General features: G+C 55.6%; 18 protein-coding genes. 8 read left to right on the top strand and 10 right to left on the bottom strand.

The genetic code is table 11. The features are described 5' to 3' along the window. Positions 1–2 precede the first annotated feature (2 nt). Positions 3–1,556 (bottom strand): HEAT repeat domain-containing protein, encoded by a 1,554-nt coding sequence (locus tag SH421x_RS01685; protein ID WP_488853574.1) that lies wholly within the window; start codon positions 1,554–1,556, stop codon positions 3–5. Positions 1,557–2,033: 477 nt separating this feature from the next. Between SH421x_RS01685 and SH421x_RS01680 the strand changes: the two genes are divergently transcribed. The 3 genes from SH421x_RS01680 to SH421x_RS01670 all read left to right on the top strand — a co-directional run bounded on the left by SH421x_RS01680 (position 2,034) and on the right by SH421x_RS01670 (position 5,214). Then, positions 2,034–2,285, top strand: coding sequence for a hypothetical protein (locus SH421x_RS01680; RefSeq protein ID WP_488853573.1), 252 nt, complete (start codon positions 2,034–2,036; stop codon positions 2,283–2,285). Between the two features lie 280 nt (positions 2,286–2,565). Continuing rightward, positions 2,566–3,852 (top strand): DEAD/DEAH box helicase, encoded by a 1,287-nt coding sequence (locus tag SH421x_RS01675; RefSeq protein ID WP_488856504.1) that lies wholly within the window; start codon positions 2,566–2,568, stop codon positions 3,850–3,852. 138 nt (positions 3,853–3,990) lie between these two features. Beyond that, complete coding sequence (locus SH421x_RS01670; RefSeq protein WP_488853572.1) at positions 3,991–5,214, top strand: DUF1444 family protein; 1,224 nt, start codon at positions 3,991–3,993, stop codon at positions 5,212–5,214. An 87-nt stretch (positions 5,215–5,301) separates the two neighbouring features. Here the strand turns inward: SH421x_RS01670 and SH421x_RS01665 are convergent, their stop codons facing one another. The 8 genes from SH421x_RS01665 to SH421x_RS01630 all read right to left on the bottom strand — a co-directional run bounded on the left by SH421x_RS01665 (position 5,302) and on the right by SH421x_RS01630 (position 14,345). Then, a complete protein-coding gene (locus SH421x_RS01665) occupies positions 5,302–5,760 on the bottom strand; it encodes a hypothetical protein (protein ID WP_488853571.1) in 459 nt (152 codons plus the stop codon). Between the two features lie 111 nt (positions 5,761–5,871). Further along, positions 5,872–6,918, bottom strand: coding sequence for a DUF1559 family PulG-like putative transporter (locus SH421x_RS01660; RefSeq protein ID WP_488853570.1), 1,047 nt, complete (start codon positions 6,916–6,918; stop codon positions 5,872–5,874). A 524-nt stretch (positions 6,919–7,442) separates the two neighbouring features. Then, positions 7,443–8,951 carry an FAD-dependent oxidoreductase gene (locus SH421x_RS01655; RefSeq protein WP_488853569.1) on the bottom strand — a complete coding sequence of 503 codons (1,509 nt, stop codon included), beginning with the start codon at positions 8,949–8,951 and terminating at the stop codon, positions 7,443–7,445. Between the two features lie 77 nt (positions 8,952–9,028). Continuing rightward, positions 9,029–9,451 (bottom strand): transthyretin-like family protein, encoded by a 423-nt coding sequence (locus SH421x_RS01650; protein WP_488853568.1) that lies wholly within the window; start codon positions 9,449–9,451, stop codon positions 9,029–9,031. A gap of 178 nt (positions 9,452–9,629) precedes the next feature. After that, the gene (locus SH421x_RS01645) at positions 9,630–10,601 is read right to left on the bottom strand and encodes a DUF1559 family PulG-like putative transporter (protein WP_488853567.1); all 972 of its coding nucleotides are present in this window, start codon (positions 10,599–10,601) and stop codon (positions 9,630–9,632) included. A gap of 47 nt (positions 10,602–10,648) precedes the next feature. Next, positions 10,649–12,061 (bottom strand): FecR family protein, encoded by a 1,413-nt coding sequence (locus SH421x_RS01640; RefSeq protein ID WP_488853566.1) that lies wholly within the window; start codon positions 12,059–12,061, stop codon positions 10,649–10,651. Next, complete coding sequence (locus tag SH421x_RS01635) at positions 12,058–12,603, bottom strand: sigma-70 family RNA polymerase sigma factor (protein ID WP_488853565.1); 546 nt, start codon at positions 12,601–12,603, stop codon at positions 12,058–12,060. Before SH421x_RS01635 ends, SH421x_RS01640 begins: the two co-directional genes overlap by 4 nt. Positions 12,604–12,929: 326 nt before the next feature. Continuing rightward, positions 12,930–14,345, bottom strand: coding sequence for a bifunctional folylpolyglutamate synthase/dihydrofolate synthase (locus tag SH421x_RS01630; protein ID WP_488853564.1), 1,416 nt, complete (start codon positions 14,343–14,345; stop codon positions 12,930–12,932). A 702-nt stretch (positions 14,346–15,047) separates the two neighbouring features. Between SH421x_RS01630 and SH421x_RS01625 the strand changes: the two genes are divergently transcribed. The 4 genes from SH421x_RS01625 (at position 15,048) to SH421x_RS01610 (ending at position 21,605) form a co-directional block, all read left to right on the top strand. Continuing rightward, entirely contained in the window at positions 15,048–15,992 is a 945-nt protein-coding gene (locus SH421x_RS01625) for an ABC transporter ATP-binding protein (RefSeq protein WP_488853563.1), read from the top strand. Positions 15,993–16,096: 104 nt separating this feature from the next. Then, complete coding sequence (locus tag SH421x_RS01620) at positions 16,097–17,902, top strand: hypothetical protein (protein WP_488853562.1); 1,806 nt, start codon at positions 16,097–16,099, stop codon at positions 17,900–17,902. After that, positions 17,899–19,638, top strand: a complete 1,740-nt coding sequence (locus tag SH421x_RS01615) for a hypothetical protein (protein ID WP_488853561.1) — start codon at positions 17,899–17,901, stop codon at positions 19,636–19,638. Before SH421x_RS01620 ends, SH421x_RS01615 begins: the two co-directional genes overlap by 4 nt. A gap of 113 nt (positions 19,639–19,751) precedes the next feature. Continuing rightward, positions 19,752–21,605, top strand: a complete 1,854-nt coding sequence (locus SH421x_RS01610; RefSeq protein ID WP_488853560.1) for a serine/threonine-protein kinase — start codon at positions 19,752–19,754, stop codon at positions 21,603–21,605. Positions 21,606–21,658: 53 nt separating this feature from the next. On the opposite strand, the gene SH421x_RS01605 is transcribed toward SH421x_RS01610, so the two are convergent. Beyond that, on the bottom strand, positions 21,659–24,427 hold the full coding sequence (locus SH421x_RS01605) for a secretin N-terminal domain-containing protein (protein ID WP_488853559.1): 2,769 nt from the start codon (positions 24,425–24,427) through the stop codon (positions 21,659–21,661). A gap of 536 nt (positions 24,428–24,963) precedes the next feature. Between SH421x_RS01605 and SH421x_RS01600 the strand changes: the two genes are divergently transcribed. Continuing rightward, a complete protein-coding gene (locus tag SH421x_RS01600; RefSeq protein ID WP_488853558.1) occupies positions 24,964–26,451 on the top strand; it encodes a zf-HC2 domain-containing protein in 1,488 nt (495 codons plus the stop codon). Positions 26,452–26,498 lie beyond the last annotated feature (47 nt).

Raw genomic sequence — 26,498 nt, 5'->3', positions numbered from 1 at the left:
GCTTACATCCCAAACGTATTGGGGTTAAACGAGGCCAGCAGTTCGCGTCCCTTGTGCATCATGTAGGCTTCGTGGGGGCCGATAGGGCGATCGGTCCCTGCGCTGGTATAGAACGTCGTGGTTCGCAGATCAGCGACGGCAACGCCCGGCAGACCCCCTTGCTGACGCACTACGGCGATCAGCCGGACGTCGCTGAAGAAGTAGCCGAGTTTGATGATCTGGATCACCTCGTAACCTTCGGACAGCAACCGCGCAGCCAGGGAATCGGCCAGTTGCTGTTGCGCAGCTTGCCATTCGCCGGGCTCCGACTCAAAGATATCTTGATGCTCGGCCTGCCAACCAGCGAAGGCCGCATAGGCATCTTCCGGCTTCCAGGGAGTCAGATCGGCGGCAAAACTGTGCGTCAGCGGGCCGACCATCCCTAGCGAATGGAAGCTGCCAGCCGGCATGTGAAACGCATAACTGAACAGATAGCAGGTCTGTGGATCGTCAAAACCGGGCCAAGCCAACTCGCGCTCGTCCACCAACTCAAGCTCGTGCGGGGGGAGACCAAATTGAGTTTCTTGCGACAACCAGAGAGCCAATTCACCTTCGGCGCGAGCGAGCGGCGACTTCCACTCTTGTTCAATCAATCCAAGTTGGTCGATCTCTTCGGCAAATTTCAAAGCTCGCAGCCGAACGACGGGGTGCTTGGCCATCTCGGCCAGATGCTTGCTCCCGTCTTCGACTCCCATGCGCGCCAGCGCAGCGGCCGCTTCGCACTGCAACTGGCGATGACTCAGATCCAGCACCTGATTGAGCTTGCCGATCGCGTTTTTGTCACCGATCAGGGCCAACGCATCACACAAAGCGACCGCCATTGCGACCCCTTCCGAGACTTGGGCCCGCATCACTTGCAGCTTTTCGGGGGTCAGCTCACTGGTTTCTTCCAGGCGACCCAGTCGTGTAGTGATGCCGCCCAGCAGATCAATCAACTGACTGCTGACGCCGGCGGCGGGATGCGAGGTCAAGCGACCGGTGCGAAACAAAAAGTTGGAGAGATCCAAAACGAGAGCAGCGACACTAAGGTGTTGCAGCGCATCGAGCAGGCGCGGATAGAGGGCCTCGGCGTTGAAATCGGCGTGGCGCATCAGCGGCGCAAAGCCAACCGCGGCGGCGGCGGTGCGATTGGGCGGATCAACGGCGATCAGATCGGCAAATTCGCTGAGCGCTTCAATCGTTCCATTGGCGGTAAGCCAGGGGAGGAGCAAATGCCGTAGCGGGTGTTCGGCGCCCCAACGACGATACAGCGCGGCGATCCGCGGAATCAGTTGCAGCGGCAAATCCGGGTCATCGCGCAGCCGCATTGCGACCAAGTTAAGCGCGGTGTCGAGCGAGGTGCGACTCTGTTTTGGCAGGTCAGCGGGAAGATGCTCGATCGCCATCAGGATGGCGCTGATTTCGAGTTCGTCAGCAACGGCGATCCAATGAAAGCGATGTGGATCCCCGCTGTTTGAACCGTTGTCAGGCAGCGCGCCAGAAAGTTGTAAGAGGAATTCGTTGAGCCGGTCCGACATGAATGCTGCGAGGGAAAAACAACGCGAGTGGAAAGAAACGATTTATTTAGTGTAGTTCGATCTCGACTGGGCTACGACCACCGCAAGCGCGTCCTGCAAAGCATGTTCTTTGTTGAAAGTTGGCTGTTCGGAGTCGCTTGCGGAGAATTTTCTGAACAATTCGTAAGCCAAGTACGATAATTCACCTTGACGAAAAAGAGTTGAAATTGCTTCAATGCGCGGACACGCTAACGTGACACATTTTTAACGCTCGCAAACTGCATCCGCGATCGACCAAAAAAGAGTCGCCAAAAACGTCCGCGTGTAAGTCGTCCTCAAGACTATTGATCGAATCGCAGCGCCGTAGAACGGACGGCCAAATCCAACTGCCGGTCGCTTCGATTCGTTACTTTGATCCTTCGAATTGCTCCCCCTACCTAGCGCCCAAGGAGCAGTTCACTACAGAAGATGGGCGCTACCACTTGAGGAGCCACGGAGATGGCAACCAAGAAGAAAGCTGCACCGAAGAAGGCCGCCCCTAAAAAGGTCGCCAAGAAGTCACCGAAGAAGGCCGCCACCAAAAAGGTCGCCAAGAAAGCGGTAAAGAAATCGCCGAAGAAGGCGCCTGCCAAAAAGGTCGCCAAGAAATCGCCGAAAAAGGCCGCCACTAAAAAGGTAGCCAAGAAGTCGCCGAAGAAGACCACCAAGAAGGCGAAAGCCGCGGCCGCTCCGGCGACTCCGACCACCTAAGGGTCTAGCGAACGCTACAACGTTTAGCTAACGCTGCGGCCTCAAACCGCATGGCATAAAGCTGATTCCCTCCCGGGAATGCCCGTTACGACGAGACAGGCCGGGCCGCTATCCCGCAATGTGCGAGATAGCGGCTCGGCCTATTTTTTTGCAATTCAACCACAGAAGCCCCCATTGGGCCGAATTTTGCCGATTGTCGCTAGCGGCTGACTCGATTATCCTAGAAGGCTTATATTTCTAGAACGCAGCCCTTGACTGAATAGAGCTTCCCTTGTCCCAGATGGCTGATATCAACTACGCCGACATGGCTCTGTCGGTGGAAATGAAGGCCGCACTCGCCGCCGCTCGTTACATTCAACCCTCGCCGATTCAGGCCGCAATCATTCCCTTGGCTCTCGAGGGAAAAGATGTGCTCGGCCAGGCTCGCACCGGCACCGGAAAAACGGCCGCCTTCGGCATTCCGATCATCGAACGTCTTGAGCATGGCCCCAATTCGCGCAATCCTCAGGCATTGATCCTGACGCCAACCCGCGAGTTGGCCGTGCAAGTACGCGACGAAATCGCCAAGCTAACCCACGGGCAACGGATCAACGTGGTCGCCGTCTACGGCGGCAAACCGCTGCGATCGCAAATGGAAAAGCTGAAACGGGCGCCCCACATTGTGGTCGGCACGCCGGGTCGCGTCATCGACCTGATGACCCGCAAGGCGCTTCAACTAGAAATGCTGCGAACTGTCGTCCTGGACGAAGCGGACCGCATGCTCGACATCGGTTTCCGTCCAGACATCGAAAAAATCTTGCGACGGTGCCCTGAAGATCGTCAAACCATGCTGCTGAGCGCCACCGTGCCGCCGCCGATCGAAAAACTGGCCCAGCGGTACATGCGCGATCCCGAGAAAGTCGACTTCTCGCCAACCAACATCTCGGCCGAGACGATCGAGCAGCGCTACTTTACCGTCGACCACTCGAAGAAGTTCGATCTACTGGTCGAGCTACTCAAACGCGAACAGCCGCAAAAGGCGATCGTCTTTTGCCGGACCAAGCGCGGGACCGAACGGATTACCCAGCGGCTCGCCAAAAAGACCAAGTTGGTCCATTGCATCCACGGCGATATGCAGCAGGGAGCGCGTAACCGAGCGCTGTCGGATTTCAAAGCGAGTCGATTTCGCGTGTTGGTCGCAACGGATGTCGTTGGCCGCGGCATCGATATTTCGGACGTGTCGCACATCATTAACTACGACATTCCCGAATTCTCGGACGATTACGTCCACCGCGTCGGCCGCACCGGACGCATGGGCAAAGAAGGGATCGCCTACACCTTTGTCACGCCGGAAGAGGGGAACGAGCTGACCCGAATCGAAGTCCGAATTGACAAGCTGTTAATCCGGGACGAGATGGCTGGCTTCGCTCCTTATGAACGGACCGACGTCGACACAGGACCTGGCCCGGCGGCGATGGCGATTGGCCCCGATGGCGAAAAAGAAGTCGGCATGGTGGTCGAAGAGCCGAAAGCAGAGCCTCCCAAGAGCCTCAAGAGCCGCGCCAAACGCTACCGTCGCGCCTTGTAGCGGTCAGGTTTCTTGCCAACAACCCCGCAAGAGCCCACACTACGATGACATAGGGATCGGCGACATTGGGGGCAGCGACATCAAGACCCGCGGTCCAGCGCACGATCGCGACTTGACCTGAGTGCAGGAGCTTTTGGCATGGGTATGTTTGACTTTTTGTTTGGCCCCTCCAAGCAGGAACGCTTCGCCCAATTGCTGATCAACCGGATTCGCGCGGCCGGCGAAACCAAGGAAATCGTCTTTCACAAAGCAGAATTCCAACTCCGTTTTTATGAAAACGGTGAAGAATCGGGCGTCGCCAACCTCAACAACTTGTACGCCGAATTCTGCTCCGTCGCCAAAGCGGATCGAGACGAGTTCCTATCGCAAGCAACTCGGGCCCTGCTCTCCTACCGCAAAGAAGTCCCTGAAGACTTTGAAGACGCGCGGCCTGACATCCGCCCGGTGGTCCGCAGCCGAGCCTATTTCGAGATGCTCCGGCTCGAACAGCACTTTCGCGGCGGTCCCCCGCTGCGACTTCCCTACGTCGATGTAGGCTGGCACCTGCTTGCGGCCCCGGTCTTTGATCTGCCGGAGTCGATCCGGGCAATTGACCAGGAACTGCTCGACAGTTGGGGGGTCTCGCTCTACGAGGTGATGGAGATCGCCAAGCACAACCTAGAAGACGCCGAGTTTGTCGTCGGCGTGGTCGGCGAAAAGCTGTACGCATTGACCAGCGGCGACAGTTACGACGCCGCCAGAATGCTGCTGATCGACCACATCCGCGAGTTCAAGCTGACTGGCGACCCGGTCGCGGTCGCGCCCAATCGCGATTCTCTGCTCGTCGTCGGCAGCGACGATGACGAAGGACTAGCGATGATGCTCGATCTAATCGAACAATCCATCAGCGATCCGCGCCCCATCAGCGCGATTCCCGTTCGATTGGTCGACGGCGAGTGGGAAACATGGCTCCCCGCTCGCACGCACGCTCTCTATCCACGCTTCCGCGAGTACGAGGTCCAATCGCTGCTGGGTGAGTACGAAGAGCAGAAATCGATGCTGGAAGCAGTCTTGGAGGAGGAAAGAATCGACCTCTTCGTCGCTTCATACACGGCGATCAAACCCAACGAGTCGAACGACATCCTCACCTACAGCGTCTGGACACGCGATGTCGCATCGCTACTCCCCAAGACCGACTACGTACTGTTCGGCGATCCAGGACGCCTAGGAACAGTCGCGTCGGCCTCCTGGAGCAAGATGGAGTCAATCGTCGGCGACCTGTTAGAAGATCTAGAAACCTATCCGCCGCGATACCGCGTGACCGAGTTTCCGACGGATGAGCAGTTAGAACAGCTGGGGCATGATCAGCGGATTAGTGCGTGAGGGGAGAAACGCAAACGGCCGGAAGCCGAAACTAACGACCGTAGCAACTTCCATCTCAGCATGATGCTTTCTGCCGACTCATACGCATTATTTGCTATCCAGATCCAACACCACTTCATTGACCTGATCGGCCACCACAACGGTCGATAGCCGTGATGTCTTGTGATCGATGTACTTCTTCGGCACCAAGTACAGCTGGGGCGCTGATGCGTAGCGACCGCGAGCAGCATCTTCATCCGTTGCGGCGGGTTTCGCCTTGGGATCGTCGATCGACTTGAAGACGGTGATCTTGTAGCTGCCGGGGAAAACGCCATCGCCCGGCATGATGGTTCCCATCTCGGTCCTTCCAGCGGCATCGGTCAATCCAGTCGCTGAACGGCCTTCGTGGTCAGGAGAAAAAACGACCGCCGCGCCATCGACCGCAGCGCCGTCGACGGTGACGGTGACAATCGTTTGGGCGGCGCCCTCTAAATAGGGACTGCGTGAACAACCGGCTAGTGAAGCGACCAGCAATGCCACGGCCCAATAAGATCGATAACTTTTCATAGTACAAAGACCGTTGTATGACCGTCGAAGGAAGAAACTAGTTCGCCGCATGTTCCAGTCGGGAATGACCCAGCCTGGCCCAAACCGCTCTTCTGCACCCAGTAATCGCTGTTAAGGACGGGTCGCAGTTTCTTGGCCCGACTTCGAGCCTAATGCGCCCCAGACGCCGTACGGAGAAGACCCTCCGTTGACAGCGACTGACTTGGAGAGGTCGCCGCAATCGACCGTGTCAGAGATAAATGATACCGATCCATCGGCGAAAACCGCTTCCACGCCGCCGGGATGATAGCTCGAAACGGAAATGATGCTTTCTTTCCAGTCTTGGCCACTACGCGAACAGCTCGGGCCGTTCGGTGGAAGAATCGTCGCAAACCCCAGGAAGTTGACGCACCCATCGGTCCAACGCCGACCACCCACCGTGTAGAGACTGCTGACCGAACTAGCGTAGTCTCCGTTGCCTCCGCGAAGTGCGTAACAAACGCTGGGATTAATATCGTCCCAGGTACTGCCGATCCAAGGGGTGCCGGTGACCGCAACCGACGACTTCAACATTCGCGAGCCGCTGACGCCTAACCCTCGCTCACTCAGCAAAACGGTATTTGACAACCCATCTGTGATCGACTTAAAGCCGCAGTAATTGTACTGCGAGAAGATCCCACGCGACGGAGATGGCGGAACCGTATCGGTCGCTCCTCGCATGTGTCGCGAGCAATCACCGATCGAAAATGCGTAGTTCGAACCGGCGATACCACCAGCAACCGGATCGGCCGATTCGGAAGGGCACAGCAACGCAGAAAGCGGTGCAGTCCGAAAGGGGGCGAAGTTATCCCAGGGATTCGGACCAAACGGCGTATGGGTTCCGTTACCGCTGGCGATTTGATCGTATAAAGCCGACTGTTCGATAAACGGCAACAAACCTACCCAGCCGCTCAGACGAGCACTGTTCGAGATCGTGCCGCCAGACATCGCAGGCAACTTACCGTGGGTATCGTGGTAGTTGTGCATCGCCAATCCAAGTTGCTTCAGATTGTTGCTGCAATGCATCCGGCGGGCTGCTTCGCGGGCTTGTTGCACTGCCGGCAGCAATAAGGCGATCAAAACGCCGATGATGGCAATAACAACCAGTAATTCGACCAACGTGAATCCGCTACGTTTCATCTGTAGAGCTCTCAGTTTAAGATCGTCGGCGCAGGAGACGATGTCTTGGAGATATAAAAACTCACGGGCATGCCCGAGACTCCTCCTTAGTCTTCCCAGGAAATTTTTCGCCGAAAACCCCCTCCATTAGTCTGGAAACGTTGCCAAACTGGAACCGGAATCACAAAGGGTGATTATTAGAAAAGTGCTATATCTTTTTCTAGCATTCTTCGTCCTTAACTGCTCCTTTATCTCGATTCTTAACGCACATAATGGCACACAGCCAATGGTAAAGAGATGATCGGTCGATCTCAGCTGTCGCGTAGTGTTAAGATGCTTTCTGTAATGCTCAAAAAGCCAGCACCCTTTATTCGCAAAAACTTAACTCTTTTTGACTCGCGAAAGAACTGCCGAAATGCGCCCGCAGGGAAGAACGCCCCCGGCACGCACCGTGGATCGTTCTCATCCGATGCAGAAATTTTCGCCGCGTTGGCCGACCTGCATCCCTAACCCGAGCAAAGCAGCAAGCCGCTCGCAAACGAACCTCAGCTTTTACTCGCGGCGGCTTCGGTTTTGGCGAACTGTTGAACCTCTTTCCAGGCCAGTTCGTGGGGCATGACTCCTTTTTGAAGTGAGACGGCCGAGGTCAATCCTGCCGCTTCACCCATCGGCACCGCATTCCCGGTCACGCGATAGCTGGAATGAGCGAAGAAGTCGCCGCTGATGCAGCGTCCGGCCATCATCAATCCATCGACATCTGCGGCGACCAACGCTGGCAAGGGAATGTCATACTCTTTGACGCCAGCCGCTTGATACCGCTTCACCTCAGGCGGATTCGATCCATCGTCAAAGACATTGTGCACGTCGAATCCAAACCGAGTGCTGCAAACCGCTTGCTCATGCCGCATTCCCGAAATTAGATCGTCCGCAGTGATATAGTAGCGCCCTCGAATTCGACGGCCCTCGCGCACGCCAATCTGCTCGGCCGTAGCGACCACAGCAAGATCTTGCCACGGCTTGCCAAGTTTCCGCAAACCTTGCACGATCGCATGCACTTCAGCTCTCGCCCGGATCGTCGCAGCGGTGATCGCTCCGGCGTCGGTCGCTGGTACGCCATACTCGTGATTGGTCATCAGCGAGTAAATTCCGCTATGCAAGTGGCGTAAGGTCGGCGCACGATAGGAAGGATCGATGCCAGACTCTTTCATTAATTTGTAAAATCGCCATTTCGCATCGGAGCCATTCTCGCGAATAAATGCGGCCACCTCCGCAGTGTTCAATCCTGTCAGCAAGGCCATCATCGACATCGGCTGACATTCGCAATTGCGGTCGTATCCGACATCAAATTGACAGCCGGCTTGAGCTGCGAGATCACCATCGCCGCTGCAATCCACATAACGCTTAGCGACCCACGCTTGCCGTCCTGACTTTGACTCGGTAATGATCGCGACAATTCGCTTTTGCTCGTCAGTGACCGTACCAACTAAGTTCGTATGCAGCTGAATGCGAATGCCGGCATCGACGCACATTTCTTCTAACACCAGCTTCATTAACTCTGGATCGTAGACCTCGCCGTTGGTCGATTTGGCGACGTCGCCGCCGCGCTGCTGCATGGCGATCAATACTTCTTGCATGATGCCTTGCTTGTTGCCGCCGCCGATGATCTTGGTCAGCAAACCAGCGGTCCAAACGCCCCCCAAGCAGCCGGCGAGTTCAATCAATTGAACGCTGGCGCCGGCCCGCGCGGCGGCCAGCGCGGCGCCAATCCCGGCGGGCCCGCCGCCGCAAACCAACACGTCACTTTGACCGGCGATCGGGATGGCTCGTTCGCGTTCGACCACGGCGGCTCGACTTTCGACCAGTTCGCCCTGGGTGCGCAGCACTTCTCCTTGCCGCAAGTCAGGCTTTTTCAGAACACCGTCGAGCCCGGTTTGACTTTCGGCCCCTAGCGTTTCGCCGAGCAACAACGTCTGCGCTCCGAACATCGCTCCGACGGCCGATGTTTGAAAAAACGCACGTCGTCCTTGGTTGATCGAATATTTTTTCTGATTCATCGGTTTCTCTTAGATACTTGTTTGGTGAGAGTTCGCCGCAGCAGAACCTCGCGATTAATTCCACTGCGGTCGTTTTGTTATTTCGATTCAAGCTCGAAATCGATGACGTTCGCCTTGTCTTCGACGACGGACTTCAGCGTCGACTGATCGTGATATTTCCGGGGGAGCAGTTCTTTACGGACTACTTGGCCATGGTCGTCTTCCATTCGCGTGCGAATACGAATAACGTGCGGACCTAACGTCACCCCGCTGCGCTCAAGGCTATACCCCATCGAATACTCTCCCTGCGCATTTGTGATCCCATACGAAGGGCGCCCTGATTCTGGCTGAAAATGCACCGTCGCACCTTCCAACGGCTTCGCGTCCAGCGTGACCGTTCCGGAGACTGTCGCGAGAGCCGGGGCTGACTGCTGCTGGCAGCCGAGACATAGCAAGCTCAACAGCAACGCAGAAAACGCCTTATCGAACCTGCCAAGCTTGGTGATAAAATTATTCGCCATTCGATATCCTTCGATTTCATCGCTGAACGTTCGTAAACTGGAGACCATGAAGCGCAAGATCTGTTCTCCGCCTGAGAGCGGAGAAGTGACCCAACTTGCAGATCATGCGTCTCTCTCTACCTGGTGGTGGACACCGACTGCCGTGGTGAATCGCAGCAGAAGATTCCCGCCGCGCCGGTTAATAGCTGTCGATGACCTGGCCGTCATTGCGAGCTAGCAATCTTTCATAGGTGCTATCCACGCCGCTTGTATTGCTGGAGCCGTTGGTGACGTATTCAATGTTTTCAGAAAGAAATCGGACCGATCCATCCATAAAAACAAACTGAGCGCCGCCTGGATGCATGCTACTGAAGCTCTCGCAGAGCTCATTGGAGACAGGATTGGCATGATTAATTGCGGCCCTACCACCGGCGTAGAGATCTTCCGCAGCGTTGCCTCCTTTGCCTTTGGTCGCCCCAGCCCACGCAGCCGCTTCGTAGAATAGGTTGCCCCGCTTCCAAGCGGCTTCCCCGATGCCGATCGTATTGGATGTTCCATCGGTGATGTCGCGTAGTCGAAGCGAACCGATCGAACCGCTTCCTGGTCCGCCTAGCGCCTGAAAGACGCCGGTTTGCGTCACGGGATTTGCCGCAGCAATCGACAATGCGCCAGCGCAATGTCCATAACTTGCTTTGTAGTTGGACACCGCCCACTTCGAGTACTTTCGCCCTTCACCGATAACCGGCGCCGTGTCCGAAGGACAACGGTAAGCGGTCAGCGGCGTCATGGCGACCGTGTCGATGACGTCTTCCAAGCGTACCCCTTGAGCGATACCAGCCTGATCATACAGTGCGCCCTGCTCGATGTAGGGGAGTAGAAAAGCGCTCCAGCCCCAACACTCGACGTTCGTGTCAGCAGAAGCGCTGCCCCAATCGGGATCATTTTCTTGTACGACATGCCCCGGCGGCAGCGCGAGAAGCACATCATGATAGTTGTGCGTCGCCAAGCCGATCTGTTTGAGATTGTTCGAACAATGCATCCGCCGCGCCGCCTCGCGCGCTTGTTGCACCGCTGGCAACAGCAATGCAATCAGCACGCCGATGATTGCGATGACAACCAATAGCTCGACAAGAGTGAAGCCTGTGCGGTTCTGATAACTGGTCGTGGTCATTGGGCAAGTTCCTTGGACAGGAATGGAGGATGAAAGGCAAGCGATTGTCAGTCGCCAGGATGAGACTGAGGGACGACGAGGATGCCGTACATGGAACCGGCGCCATCGTTCGCGCCGATGAATTGATCTGATTTTGCCCCGTTGGGGCCCAACCGGATGATCTGATCGGTGTTGCTCCTTCGTTTCCATACGTTCACCGGCACGTCCACAGAGCGACCAGGTCCTTTGCCAAGCCAACGTTTGTCGTCGGTTCCCAAGGGAGGCGCGACCTGCTCTCCATGCCGATACTCGATTCCCAGGTCGATCCCGACTTGCCAACCAGTATCGATAAAGTCACTAGCGAGCCATTCCGGAACCAAATATCGATCATCGACCAAGACATAGACGTCAGCGGGGCGCAACAAGGACAGAGTGATCTCTAAATCATCACGATGCTTGTCGTCGTTAAACGTGCGGACATAGTCGGCGCCGATCAGCGCCGCAGGGATCCCGGCTTGATCGAGACCGTTCCATTCGTAGTTGCGATCGGCGTAGACTTTCGCCTCTTCTCCAAATCCTCCAGAGACGACCAGATAAAACTTCGCGTCAAAATCACTGGAAACGTTGTCTGTAACCGACGCAATCGCCGAGTTGCCGCCGCGAGAGACAGTTGACCACTCAGGAGCCGCCGCCGAGCTCCAGATCGTCGAGATTCGCTCATCTCCGCCAGAGGAATGGTAACGCTGCGCTTGCCCAGAGACGAGAAATTCTCGCGAAATCTGGGGACGCTTGTTGTTTGCGATATCGACGACGCCGTCAAACACCAAAACGTCCGTTTCACCGGTTGAATTGGCGCCGACACCAAAGACGGTCCCCAAATCAATCACGTCGACCGCTTCGGTCAAAACGGTGAAGCCTTTTCCCGACTCGCCGACATCGACATAAGCCTGACCGGCATGTAGTCGAACCAGTTTTTCGGTAAGCAGTTCTAACTCGGCTCCTTTCGATAAAGAGATCCGTACGCCGTTACAGAAGAGGACGGCATGTTCGTCAGAACTTGCAACCAAGCGTTCACCTGGCCGCAGCTCGCGTCCAGCATCGGCATTGCCCCCAGTCCACGCAATCGGCTTCGCATTCGACACCGGATAGTTTAGCCAGCAAATCATGACAATGCATATCGTGCAGCAAACGATCACCAGCGTTGTCGCAGACCAGCGTTGGGAGACTAGAAATGGTTGAGATACTCGCTCTGCCGGTCGCACAGCGCCGGCTAACTCCTCATGCAACGTGACATGTAATTCAACCAGCTGCATATAGGCATTGCGTGACGCTTCGTTCTGCTGGAGATGCGATTGCAGAAGTACGAAATCTTGCTCTGATATTTCGTCATCGAGCAATTGACCGACCAAGCGCTGAAATTCGCGATCGGATATACCTCCCTCCCCAGCGTCGTCGTAGCTGATGTTTCGACTACGGATCATCGTTTCGCTCCCGACTTTATACACTGCAATAAAGCAGCTCTAGCGCGACTCAAAAGCATTCCGACGGCAGACGGCTTGCAGGCAGATTTTTCTGCAATTCCTTCGATCGAGCAGGCCTGCTGATAACGAAGCTCAATCGCTTCTCGTTGTCGCGGCGTTAGACGTTGCAAACAGAATTGAAGCCGACTCGACATCTCTTCGGTCAGAATCGTTTCTGGAGAGCCGGCCTGCTCCGAAAATTGATCGACTAACTCTTGGCTAAATACAAGTCGACTGCCGCGTGACGCTTTGAGCGCGGCCAGTGACTGGTAATAAGCAATGCGCAGCGCCCACGAGCGAAAATTGGTCCCCATCAGAAATTCGTCCTGCTTCTTCCAAATCACCAAATTGGTTTCTTGCACCACATCTCGCACCAAATGGGGATCTCTTACCAAAGAAGCGACGAAGCTAAACAGGACTCGCTGGACCGAATCTAATTCCCCGCGAAACCATTCGTCGCTCTCGACGATTGGATCGGTCTTGCCGGGGGGGCGAATTGTCATTCTCACCTCTGCGGTCCTACCATCCGTTTTTCGATTCATTGTGCACTTGGGATATTTGATTTTTACGCGGAAACGTAGCCGATCTTCCCAACCTGATTTTGCCAATTCCAGGAGCGCGCCATTCAGCAATTGACCGAACAGCAAACAGCTAACGCGAAAAAATGAAAATCACTCAATTTTTCCCAAGCTACTGCCCTAGCAACGCCGCCTTACAGCTCTATTAGGGGGCACTGTATCGGGTTTCGCAATTCGGTTATCTCGAAAAACGAGCTAGCATCGCGCAACTAGCGAAAGCTGCATCGACGTCGTTTCGATGATGACAAGAGCTACTTATCCAACTCTCGAAAGAACCGCCGAAACTCCCCCGCAATAAAGAAGGACCCTGTCACGCACAGCAGGTCGTTTTCATCCGACGCGGCAATCGCGGCGGCGAAGGCTTGTTGGGGGTCTTCAACCACGTGCCGCATCACGCTGCGGCGGCCGGTTGGCAGCTTGACCGCCATCGCTTCCAGCTCCTGCGGTTCAATTGCGCGCGGGTTGGTCGCGTAGCGGGTAAACCAGATTTCGTCGAAGTGCGGGAGCAGAAGTTTCAGAATCGCGTGATGCTCTTTGTCGCTGGATAAGGCCAGCACCAGACGGCGATGGTTGACCGGCAGCTCGTTCAGCACATCCAGCAATGCGGTGATCGAAGCGTCATTGTGGGCCGCATCAACATAAATAACCGGCGAATCAGCCAGGCGTTCAATCCGTCCTGGCAGTTCGGCGTTTGAGATACCGCGGCGAATCGCCGCTTCGCTGATTGAAAAGCCGCGGGTTTCCAGCATCTTCGCAGCCATCACCGCCAGCGCGGCGTTGCGCATCTGATGCTTGCCAGCCATGCGGCACATCAAACCGGCCAGCGATTTGCTTTTCGCTCCCTCTCTCCAGATCAGGTCAAATGTTCGCTCCCCAACAGGCTCCACCACAAAGTCACGCCCTACTTGGACCAGTTGGGCCGCCTGTTGAGCGGCGATCTGCTCGATCACGGCAGATGGTTCGGGTTGATCGACTCCAGAGATGATCGGAGTTTCGGTCTTGATGATGCCGGCCTTCTCGGCGGCAATTTCAGCTAGCGTATCCCCCAGCAGCGCCATATGATCTCGACTGATCGTCGTGATGACCGAGACCAAGGGTCGACAGATATTGGTCGAATCAAGTCGTCCGCCCAAACCTACTTCCAGGATCGCCGCATCCACGCCGCTGCGCACGAAGTGCAGCAGCGCCATCGCCGTGGTGATCTCGAAGTAGGTGGGGCCATCTCCAGCGCGTTCGGCGTCGATCTGCAGCACGAGCGGAGCGATGTCGCGAATGAGTTGCGTCACTTGCTCGGGCGAGCAGGCCGTTCGATTTATCGCGAACCGCTCTTCCAATCGCTCTAAATGGGGAGAGCTAAAGAGCCCGACTTGATACCCTTCGGCCTCGAGAATAGCGCTCAGCGTCGTCGCGGTCGAGCCTTTGCCTTTGGTTCCGGCGATATGGACAATCTTTAACTGGTCGACCAGATTCCCCAACAGTTCGTCCAGCCGTCGCATCCGAGCCAGATGAAACTGAGGAGAACGATACGGAATGACGGCCGACCGTTCGTAATTGATCCGGCCCAGCAAAAAGTCGATCGCCTCGTCGTAGGAGCGAATCTCGGGCGAGCGGATTTCGGGAGTCGCCAGGTCGACGCTTGGCGGCGATGCTTCAGGTTTTCCGTCCATTTGCTTGAGTTTACTTCCCCGGCCGCTCGATGTCGTTGGGATAAGACCGCAGAAGCAAGGGGCAAGAAATAAAAAAGCCGGTTCGGCTGCGGGAGGCCTAAACCGGCGAGGATCTCAACACGGAGTTCTGTCGGAGAGTGCGGAGAGACGCTACTTCGGGAAGGGTTCGCGTCTGGGATTCTGAAAGATTGGTAATGCACAACCTGTGCCAAATCGCCAAAAAAATCAGCCCACATCACCCTATCCTATTAATAAATAACGAGTTAGGCCGATTTCATATCCAGTTTGACCACTAGTCGGTTTGTAATAGTTGCAGATCTACAGGGGCCCCCTTTGTAATCGTTGCACCTGGTGTAAACGGCAAATGCAGTCATTTGACGAGAAATGCCAGCCTGCAAAGCCCCCGGTAGTTCGGGACATGCGGGTCAACGGGACAATTCAAAGAAGATCGGGCGAAACATCGCCGCTACCGAAGCTCGTTTCCTTGCGATAGGAGTCGCTGGCATCTATAGTCAACTTTCTACGCCTTCGTCCTTTATCGCCTCCTGACAGGGGGCAAAAAAAGGGTACAACTCCGCGAACGATCCCCCAAGGACGTGCGTAGAGGATGGTTAGAGCTAGCTCTTCTATCGCTTGCACTCGGCTTTATTCATTTCCTTACCTATTCCTTATCGCTTCTAACTTGGCAGGTTTAGCTCCTCTATGGCGACGACCGAGACCATGGATTCTGCGGCAAATTCGCCGTCTGCATCCAGTGAAATCGTTATCGAAACTCGTAATCTCACCAAGGTTTACCGCGATTTCTGGGGACGCCAAAAGGTCCGCGCTTTGAAGGCGCTGGACTTAGAGGTGCGCCGTGGAGAAATCTTTGGCCTGTTGGGACCCAACGGTTCGGGCAAATCGACCACGATGAAGCTGTTGTTGGGACTTCTCTTCCCGACCAGTGGTCAGGCCCTTGTCTTTGGCGAAGATCCCTCGAAGGTCAGCATCAAAGAGCGAATCGGCTACTTGCCGGAGGAATCGTATCTGTATCGCTTCCTCAGCGCTCGTGAAACGCTGGAGTTTTACGGCCGCCTGTTTGACATGCCGGCTTCGGTTCGCCGTGAGCGGATTGATAAGCTGATCGAGATGGTCGGTCTGAAATGGGCCGAGAATCGCCAGCTGAAAGAATACTCGAAGGGGATGACGCGCCGCATTGGCCTAGCCCAGGCACTGATTAACGACCCTGAATTGATCTTTCTGGACGAACCAACCACGGGTCTCGATCCACTCGGTATCCGCGAGATGAAAGACTTGATCTTGCGTCTGCGGGCCGAAGGCAAAACGGTGCTGGTCACCAGTCACCAACTGGCTGACCTGCAAGACGTCGCTGACCGCATCGCGATCTTGCACCAAGGCGAACTGAAAGAAATGGGGCGCGTCGACGCGCTCTTGAAAGTGCGCGACGAAACGCAAATTCGCGCTCGTGGACTGTCGGACGCCGCCAAAGAAGAGATTCGCCAGGTGATTTCACGTCACGAAGGCGAATTGATCGATATTGAGAATCCGACGACCACGCTGGAAGAATTGTTCCTTAGCATCGTGCGCGATAGCGAGGCCCGCCCGGGTCGTCGTGCTCGTGTTGATCGAGACGATTCGGCCAACTAGTTCTGGATTTGCCTCGGACGCCGCGACTCGCAGGCGCCGCTTTCTTCCTCTTCTGATTTCGTAGGTAAAGCGATTCAATGGGAATCGAAAACAATATTTTTACGATGAACGACTGGCTGCTGCCCGGCCCCGATCACCTGGGCGGTCTGGTAGTGTTCTTCTCGGCGCTCGCCATCATGGCGGTGGTCGGAGCACTGGCTGGATTTGTCGTCTCGTCCATTCGCAATGGTCCGTTTGAAGCGTTCTACGCGGTCGGTCGGACCGCCGTCGAAGCGGTTCCAGAACTGCTGGCGATCTCGCCGCGTCGCGTTGGAGCGATGACTTGGCTCGCGTTTCAAGAAGCGATTCGCAAGCGGGCGCTGGTGGCCTTTGCGTTGTTTATGGTGGTGCTCCTCTTCTCGGGTTGGTACATCACTCCTAATTCAGAATCGCCGGTGCGGCTCTACCTGAGCTTCGTCCTGACGTTCCAAAATTGGCTACTGCTGTTGATGTGCATTTTGCTCAGCGTCTTTAGCCTGCCGGCTGATATCCAAAACAAGACGATCTACACGATCTACACCAAACCGGTGCTGCACTGGGAAATCTTCCTAGGGCGGTTGTTCGGCTATATTGGCGTCGGCACGATGATGCTGGTCGCGATGGGCATTTGCTCGTACGTCTTCCTGTTTCGCGGCCTGGATCACACGCATCAGGTCGACCCACAATCAGTGACCGAACTAACAGCGACCGACGAAGCGACGGGCGAGACCAAAGTGATCGGTTGGCAAGGAGAAACGACTGTCAACGTGGGTCATCGTCATGCTTTTACACTGGATACCGATGGAGATGGCCTAGCTGTTCGTGAGCGGCAGCACACGCACCAAATTACGCGCAACGAGGATGGCACGTTTAACGTCTCTGGCCCCAAAGAGATGTTGCAAGCCCGCGTCCGCCATCTCGGCAAGATGCGTTTCCTAGATCGCGGGGGTGAGCAGACTGACAAAGGTATCAACGTCGGGAACGAATGGGATTATTACGGGCATATCGAAGGGGGCACCCTGTCGGCCGCCGTCTTTACGTTTGACATGTCTGAAGCATTGCTGAACGAAGAAAATCAGCTTCCGGTTGAGTTTAACCTGCGTGTCTTCCGTACCTACAAAGGGGACATTGTCAGCGGCATTCGCGGTTCGTATTACTTCAAGCACCCAGACCTGGATGTCCGCTCGCGTTCGATTCCTTTCACAGCCAAAGAAGAAGCGGACAACCTGCTGATCTCGCGTTCACAAGAGAACTCTGACATTGATCCGACCGCGCCAAATCTTGACCTGGTCAAAGACCTGACCAACGCCGACGGCAAGATTGAGCTCTGGATCCAATGCTCGGAACGAGGTCAATACTACGGGGTCGCCCAAAACTCGGTCTTCATCCTGAAGAGCAACGGTTCGTTCTTCTGGAACTTCATCAAATGCTACATCAGCATGTGGTTCCAAGTGGTGATGGTCGTGACGTTTGGTCTCGTCTTCAGCACCTTCCTCAATGGCCCTGTCGCCGCTTTGGCGTCGCTGATCGCACTTGGCTACGGCTTTTTTGCCGAAAGCGTGCGTGAACTGGCCAATGGCAAGTGGTACGGCGGCGGTCCGATCGAGGCCTCGATTCGCTTGTTCAATCAGACCAACGTGATGGTCGACTTGGACGAAGGCGCCTACGTGCCGGTGGTCCAGTTTATTGACAATCGTTTCTTCGACGGGCTGCGCGTGTTTGTGAACATGCTGCCTGACTACAACCAGCTTGATACCCACAGTTTTGTCGTGGACGGCTATAACATTCCGAGCGTGGTGATGCTTCAACAATTGTTGGTCGTCGGCGCGTTCTTCGTCTGCCTGGTCACGACCGGTTACTTCTTCCTGAAAACGCGGGAGATCGCGGGATGAACAGCGGATCTTTTCGACGCAAAATCATCTATGGCGCTTGCATTGTCGTTCTCTTGATCTTGAACTCGCTTTTGAGTCAACCGAGAACGTCCGACAGCGCCGGCGGACTACTTGCGCAAAAACGGACCGAATACCACATCGCCAAAGCCGAATTGGGCGAAATCGATCCCACCAGCGAAGCGATGCGGCTTAGCATGTTGGGTATGGATGGGATCGCGACACTGATCCTCTGGAATCAGCTGAACGAATACCAGAAGACCGAGCAGTGGGATCACGTCAACGCAATCTGCGAACAGATCACCCATCTAAATCCTCACTTCCTCAGCGTGTGGGAATATCAGGCCTGGAATCTGTCGTACAACATCTCCCGCGAGTTCGACAACTATCGCCATCGCTATCTGTGGGTCAAAAAGGGCCTGGAATATCAGATGGCCGGTACCCGTTACAACTATGACGAACCGAAGTTGATGAATTCGGTCGCTCACTTCTTCGGCATTAAATTTGGGTATGCCGACGAAAAGGCGCAGTACCGTCAGATCTTCCCCGATGACACCGAATTTCATGCCGAAATTGACGACTACCTCAGCAAATCAGGCTCGAATGTCGAGCAAGACGCCGCTGGGGTTGGCAACAAGCCTGACAACTGGCTGGTCGCTCGTCTCTGGAATCAATGGGCCGACCGCGTGGTCGACACCGGCGCTGGGAAGATTGGCAACGCCTCGCCAGCGATCTTCTTTTCCAACTCGACCAAGCGGAAGATGAGCTTCGCCGAGTTCATTGAAAAAGAAGGCGCTATCGGTGAAGTCGCTCGACGCGCTTGGGAAGACAGCAACAAAGAATGGACCGACGATTACGGAAATCGCGACTTGCCGACCAGTTGGGGCATCCCTGTCAAATTGAGCGACTACAAGCGTTACACAGAAGAACTCAAAACGCTTTCTGCACAAGCGGAAGAGCTAGTCGGACCGCTCGAAGCGGAGATTCGCGCTGAGAAAAAAGCGAAGCTGCCGGAAGATCAACTTGCGGCGCTCGCAGTGCCCGAAGCCGAACGAACCGGCGAACAAATGCTGGCGGCTCGCAAGGCCGAAGAAGCGATGACGCCTGACGCATCCGATATCGTCAAGCGGATCAACGATCCGAAAAAAGCGATTGAAATTCGGCGGTTGTATCGTGATATCGCCGATATCGAGTTCCTGCAGGGAATCATCGACAAACAGAAGAGCGTCGTGCACTACGACTACTGGGATACGCGTTCGGCCAACGAAATGACCCCCAAAGCGATCGAAGCTCGCAGCCTTGTCTATCAAGCGAATCAAGCGTTCGAGAACGCCAACTTGGTCGAATCGCGTGATCTCTACAATCAAGCTTGGAAATTGTGGGCGGAGATCTTCACCCAATACCCTGAACTGAAAGATGACGCAGCCAGCGGCGACTTGTCGGATGAACTAAAAACGTACATGCAGTTGCTTGAACAACTGGGCGAAACGTTGCCAGCCGACTTTGCGCTGATGGACCTTATGGAAACCCATGTCGAAGGCTTCCAGCGACCGGCGCCTGCGGCGAGCACCCCGCAGGCAGATGAAGGCGCAGACGAAGAAGCGCTCGGAGAGCCGAAAGCAGAAACTCCGGCCGCTGAGCCCGAAATGAAAAAGCCAGAACCGGCGATCGAGGAACCAACGGCGGAGAAACCGGCCGCAGCCGAAAAGCCAGCATCGGAGACTCCGGCAGCGGAATAGCCCACGGCTGCCAAAACGCGTATCCTAAAGAGCGGCGGAAGATTTAAATCCGCCGCTTTTCTTTGCGCAGCCAGCAACTGCTCGTCTCGTTTCTCTCGATTGCGTACGCGCTTATGACCAACGATAAATTCGGCCCCTACGTCATTCATGAAACGCTCGGCCGCGGCGGCATGGGAACCGTCTACGTGGGCGTCGACGAGCGTACCGGCGATCGTGCGGCGATCAAGGTTTTGCACGGCGGAGCAGGTCGCGGAGGTGCACGCGAGCGATTTGAACGTGAGATCGAAACGCTCAAAACGTTGAAGCACCCGCACATCGTTCGCTTGTACGGCTATGGCGAAGAACCAGCCGGAATGTTCTATGCGATGGAATTGGTGGATGGAAACAGTCTGTCCGAATTGATCCAACGCAAGCGTGACTATACGTGGCGCGAAGCGTTTGAAATCGGCTTGGCGATCGCCCAGGGGCTGAAACATGCACATGACTTTGGCGTGATTCATCGCGATGTAAAGCCGGCCAACATTCTGATTGACAAAGAGGGTAACGTCAAAATCTCGGACTTCGGGATCGCTCGCCTGTTTGGTGCTACCGGGGTCACGGCCGACGGCGGAATCATCGGCACCGCCGACTTCATGGCGCCCGAACAAGCCTTCGGAGAGCCAGTCAGTCCGCGCAGCGATCTCTACAGTCTAGGCGCCGTCATCTATGCAATGCTGGCCAAGCAGCCGCCGTTTCGTGCGCGGACAGTGACCGAGGCGCTTGACAAACTACGACATTCAGAACCGCCGCCGATTGATCGCCTGTGCGACGGAGTTCCAGATGAAGCGGCTGAAATCATTCATCGTCTCTTAGAGAAGCAACCCCGTGATCGCTTTCCGACCGCGACCACGGTGATCCGCCGGATCGAAGCGCTGCTGGAATCGGAGATCCCTGACGAAGCGGCCTTTCGTATCGAATCGGCCTCGATCGAGACGCAGACTCCTGACTTGATCGAAGACTACCGGCTGAAAGGAGATGCCAGCGAATCGGCGCAAATCATCGCCGATGACGAGACTCGCATCGCCCCAGAATCTTCGCAGCCGGCGACTCCCCCGCCGGTCAACTTGACCAAGCATTTCACCACGGTCGCCCAAGATCAAAAGTCAGGCCGATACTTCACGCATCACACCGAGCCGACGCCTTCGTGGCGAAATCATATTCAAACCGCATTGATCGGGCTGGCGCTAATTGTGATTGTGGTCCTGATCTTCTGGCTGCCGCGAGCGCCTTCTGCGGACGCACTGTACCAGCAGATCGCCGCTTCGGTCGATAATGACCAGTTGGACGAAGCTGGTGACAAGCTCGATTTATTTTTGGCGACCTACCCCGAAGATCCGCGAGCCGAGGAAGTCGCCTCGTGGAAAGAAGAGCTGAGCCTGGATCGACGCGAACGCCGCTATCGACTGACGACGCAACTGCGTCAAAAGACCGACACGTTTAATGCGATTGAGATCGCCTATATCGACGCGCTGCGTCTCATCGATTCGGCCCCGGAAGTAGCGGCCGCCAAGATGCGGGCGCTATTGGCCGTCTATGGTCCGCCCGACCGCGTTACCGGCGATGCAAGTCGTTGCCTGACGCTGGCCGAGCGTCGGCTCGTACAGCTTGATAAGCAATTGGCCGAGACCAGCAGCAAGCAACTGGCCGAGATCGGCGCTCGCATGGCTGCCGCCGACAAACTGTCTGCCGACAAACCCGACGAAGCGCGACAAATCTATCAAGGCTTGATCGATCTTTACGGAGACAAGCCGTGGGCGTGGGAACAAATCGAAAAGGCGCGACAAGCCCTAGTAGAAACGCCGATCCCTCCGCCGGTCGAAGCGCCGCCGCTGCCCGAAGCCGCCAAGGAGGAGCCGCCGGCAGAATCAACTGCTCCTGGAAGCGACTCCGCAAAAGCGTCGGCAATCGAGTCTCCAGCGCCACAGTAGCGTCCGTCAAAAAACGGTTGCGCTGCGGGCTACGAAGAAAGGGAGGCGACGACTTATTGCACTACTTCGACGCCAGCATTCATCCCTGGTTGCCCTGGCTGCTGACCATTTTGTGGTCCACGAGGATTCGGCTGTTTGTTGTTTTCTTTTTGCTCGCGTAGCAATTTGTCGAGTGCGTCGCGAATCTTTTGGGGGTTGCCGCTGCCGTTGAGCGTGATCACTCGCATGGTCGATACCGGCTTGGCCAGTTCGTCGACTTGCTTGATCATGTCGGTTACCAGCGTCATCAAGCTCTCTCCTTCGGTCGAAATTAACAGCGTGTTTGAGACGTTGTCGATACCGATCGAGAGTTTGCCTTGAAAGGTGATACGGGTAGGCGCGGCCGAGTTGCTGTCGTCGCCGAATATCGAGGAGCGTCCGCGACTCGATCCTTGTCGCTGTTCGCCCCCCTGTTGGTTCTGCTGCAGCGCTTTATCGTTCGAGGAAAGCAAGTCGCGAAAGACCTCTTTGACCGCCTCGGCTACCGCATCTGCTTTGGAATAACGGACCTGGTAGATCGCATTGATTCGCGCTGTCTGCGACGTGACCGGCTCTTGCTTGTCGTATAGATCGATTAGGTCGGCGATCGTTTTCAGTTGATCGTTATCAGCGCCTTGTACGACAATCGTGTTGGTGTCGACATCATAGATAAACTTCAGCGGGCGACGATTGGAGAGCCTGAGCGGATCCTCCTCTTTCGATTCTTCTGGCATCCCGTACCAAAACCGCCGAAACGAATCCCCAGAGTCTTCCTCCTCTTTCTCTTCGAAGAATTCTTCGAGATTCAATGAGACCCACGATGCAGAAGCGTATTTCAGGGTAAATACATGCCAATCTTTGGGAGGAGGAGCCAACTCGCGAATCAGATCTTCCAGGCGATTTAACGCTTCAGGATCCTCCGAACTAATCATCAACTTCCCTTGCGAGTCGAGCCCAATCTGAATCGGCGGCGCAGTCGTTGGTTTTGTCTCGGCAACCGTGACAGGCTCGTCGGTCGAGACGATTGTGCGCTCTTGAGCAAATTGAAACTTACCAGGCGGCAAGCTAGTCGCTTTGTCGTCAGTCTTGGTTGGCGCGGGGCTCTCTGAGCGGTTGTCTGTCGGCGCCTCGGAGGCGGGCAAATCAATTTGCAGCGGATTGGTTCCGGCGCCGGGCCACAACTTTTTCACACGTTCCATCAACTGGCGCGCTGACTCGGCGTCTCCCACATCCACACGACGAACCAAGTCGCCAGGCGTTCCTTCCAAAGGAATCTCACCCAGTTGCACCAACAGCTTGTTGATCTCTTGCAACTCGATTTCGTTGGCCCACAACAGCAACCGATTGCTGATCACGTCCGCATCGACGCGAAATTCATCCTCGTCCTTCTCTTCTTCCTCGTTGCGGCCGCCGCCATAGCCGTAGTATGAATAGCTGTTGCGGCGCGGCTCTTCTTTCTTTTCTTCGGCGCCCATCATAAAGCGAATTGTTCCGGCGACGTAATCCGCTTTCAAACGCCGCAACGGGACAACCTTGAACTGGCGCCCTGATCCATCCAGCTTTTCGATCAACTTTTTGATTTGGTGATGATCTTGAGCGCCGGCGATGGCGACGACTGCTTTGTTTTTATCGTCCGAGTACAACACGGTCGCCGGATCAAGTCCGCCGGTCTCTTCCAAGACTTTGATCACCGTCTTGGGATCGAGCTGATCCAAGCGATAGATCTGCATATCCTCAAAACCATCCGACGTCGCAAACTGCCCCGCTTTGGGGACGTCCAGCATGCGCACTGCCTGAGACACCAGCGCGATGCGATTGGGAGGACCATACGCGACCAGACTGTTGTTGCGCGGATTGACGATCAACTGCAATTCTTCGTCGTCCCCACTGCGTGCAGGCTTGCCCCCTTTTTGTCCTTGCTGCATTTGTTGCATCTGCTGCTGCATTTGTTGCTGCATCTGCTGCATTTGCTGCATCTGGTTTCGATCCATCGGCATCGACGGACCGGCAGGCTTGGACATTCCCAGCAACACTTCGATCTGGGCTTTCAGATCCGCTGCTCGCGTGTAACGCAGCGGGAATTGCAGCATGTTGGTCGATTGGGCAGTGCCAGACTGCTCTTCCTCCAGCATGTGATAGATATCAATCAAGTTTGCGACGGCGTCCAGTGTCTCAAGTCGGTTAGAAGTCGATAGCGCCGTCATCTTGCCGTGCGGGCTCAGCATCGGCTTTAATTCTTCGACCGCCGTTTCGGCCATTAGCCAACTGAGCGGAAATGAAACTTTGACAAACTCGTGCGGATCACGAAAACGCAGATCCTCGGGATGAACCCGCGGCACCGAAGCGGGATCCAACTTCTCCAGCTTGGTCACGACCAACCCATCTTGCTGACGCAGGATCGTGTAGCCGCGCATCATCAACCGCTCGTTCAACAGATCGCGCACTTCGTCAATTTTGTAGGGACGCTGCGTCGTCAGATTCAGATAGTCGCCGGGCAACTCTTGCCAATCGAGGCTCGTTCCAGATACTTCGGCCAGCCAATCTAGCACCGCTTTCCAAGATTGCCCACGAAAGCTGAATTCCACTTTTCCTTGCAGATCAGGGCGAACTTCTAGCTCTTTGGGGTTGGCGGCATCCGGCGGAGTATCCGGCCGTTTGACTGGTTCGCCCGGTTTCGGCCCGCTATCCGCCGGCTTCTCTCCCATTGGCGACTTGCCGTCCCCCGGCTTGGATTCGCCGGGCTTGGATTCTCCAGGTTTCGCTTCGCCCGGCTTGGCGGCGTCGGCTGGCTGTGCGGCTCCCATTGGCGCAGCAGAGCCAGGAGCCGATCGAGACGAACGTATTTCGACTGCCCCACCACTGGGAACAGCTTGAACCGCTTCGACTTTTGCTTCCTGAGCAAACGCGGATGCAGCGCAAAGTGTTACCCAAAAGGGAGTTAGATACCTAGACATAAAGCGATGCACAAGCTGTTGCATGATAAGTAAAGATGAGCAAGGGTCCAACGAAGCTCAAGGAATTACCCCACTTTACCACGATGGAGGGCCCTAATCACCTACTTTGTTGGATTTAGAGGCAGACTATTTCACTTATCTTGACGATTGGCGCCAGCACTTGGTTTCAGAAAAAAGAGGAAACCAGCCGAATGACTTAAACCACTACACAAACTAAACTTAGGCTTCGTCGATCCTTAATACGGAATGTTCAGTGCGCCGGCAAGGAACTTTTCCGTAATAGGCTCCGTCTTAAGTTCTGAACCGCCGGGCCTGATCCGCCTGGGGCCGGCGGGTTGTGCGCGGTAACATGCTTGGCGGAAAGACTTTGTACTCGAATTAGTATCATGAACGCCGGGTTTCCAGAAGAACTGCTATCCGCTTATCTCGACGGCCAGCTTGGTCCGGACGAGCTACAGCGCGTTGAAGCTGCCCTGGCCGATACTCCGGCGATTCGCAAACAGCTTCAAAGCCTGACCAATGCTCGAAACGCCGTTCAAAGCTTGCCAACCGCAACTGTGGGGCGTGATCTGACCGGCGATATCTTTGCCGAGATCACCCGTCGCAGTGTGACGCCAGCCGTTGCTACGAAGGCTGCTCCAGAGATTGCCGTCGAGCTTCGTCCGACTCCTGCCGCTCGCTTGGGCGAGCGACAGCGCCGCAGCTCGAATCGTTCGTGGCAATGGATCGGCGCCGGCGCAGCAGCCGCAGCCCTCGTCGCCGGACTGCTAGCAGTACCTGCCTGGCTGGGTAACAAAGGTGACGCCGAGAACAACGTCGCCCAAAATAAGAACGTGGCCCCGGTTGATTCCAACAACGATGCCGCTGGCCCCGTTGCTGTCTCTCCGAGCCCGCTGGAAAACAAGCCGAGCGTTAATCAACCAGAAGCGACCGTTCCGCCGCCAGAAGAGACAAAGCCCAGCTTTACCGAGTTGATGGGAACCGGCGCAAAAAACGGAATCGACGAAAACTCTTCCAATTCACAAACTTTGCCTGACCGCAAATCGCCTGGGATGCGTATCAAGATTACGTCGAACCCGCCTGCTGACTCTCCATCGCTAGATGCGATGGAGAAAAAGCCGATGGGTACCGGCGCGATTGCTCGCACCACGATCAATCTAGCGGGGAAGAGCAATGCGTCCTTTGATCGTTTTGTAAAACCGAAAGAATTATCGCAAGAAAATCGCAGACAACTGCTCTCTCTTCTCGCTAATGAGAATGCCGGAACGTTGGATAACCTTTCGGATGGAGAGTTGCTGGCGGGTTTACGCAAGTTGCCCGAGGTTTTACAGTCGACTGACGAAGCACTGGTTGAACTGATTTCCAAGCTTGATTTGGATGACAACCATCAGATCGACAACAATGAACTGGCCAGCTGTTTGGCCGATGCTCGCTTTCGAGAAACGGAAACAGGGCGTCAGGTTGGTCGCTTGTTTTTCCGAATCGATGACAATCATGATGGCGTATGGACCACCGAAGAGGTAACGAAGAACGTTCGCCTTGCCGGGGGTTTGGACCAAGAATTCACGCGAAAGATTCGCTTATGGGATCAGAACCACGACGGCGTGGTGAATTTCGTGGAGGCGGAGTTTGGCGCTTCGGCGCTTGAGCGTGAGTTCCAATTGATTGAAGGCAAGCTTTACGATTCGCAAATTTTGGCCCAGGCCCAACGCCTGTTCGCTTCGTTTGATCGAAGCGGCGACGGCGCCCTCTCTGGTCGAGAACTGACCCGAGCCCTGGAGACGCCTGAAATTGCCGCCGCAGCCGCTGGTCGCAAGACCTTGTCGCTGCCCGAGCTTTACCTCCATCTGGAATCTGTCGCGCTCGGACTCTAAGCCGCGATTTCATCGAGCCGCCCCCTCAAAATTAATCGCAGCGCAAG

The organism is Blastopirellula sp. SH421, assembly GCF_057808535.1.
The sequence above is the reverse complement of the archived record's forward strand: the minus strand, read 5'-3'. Positions and strand labels throughout refer to the sequence as shown.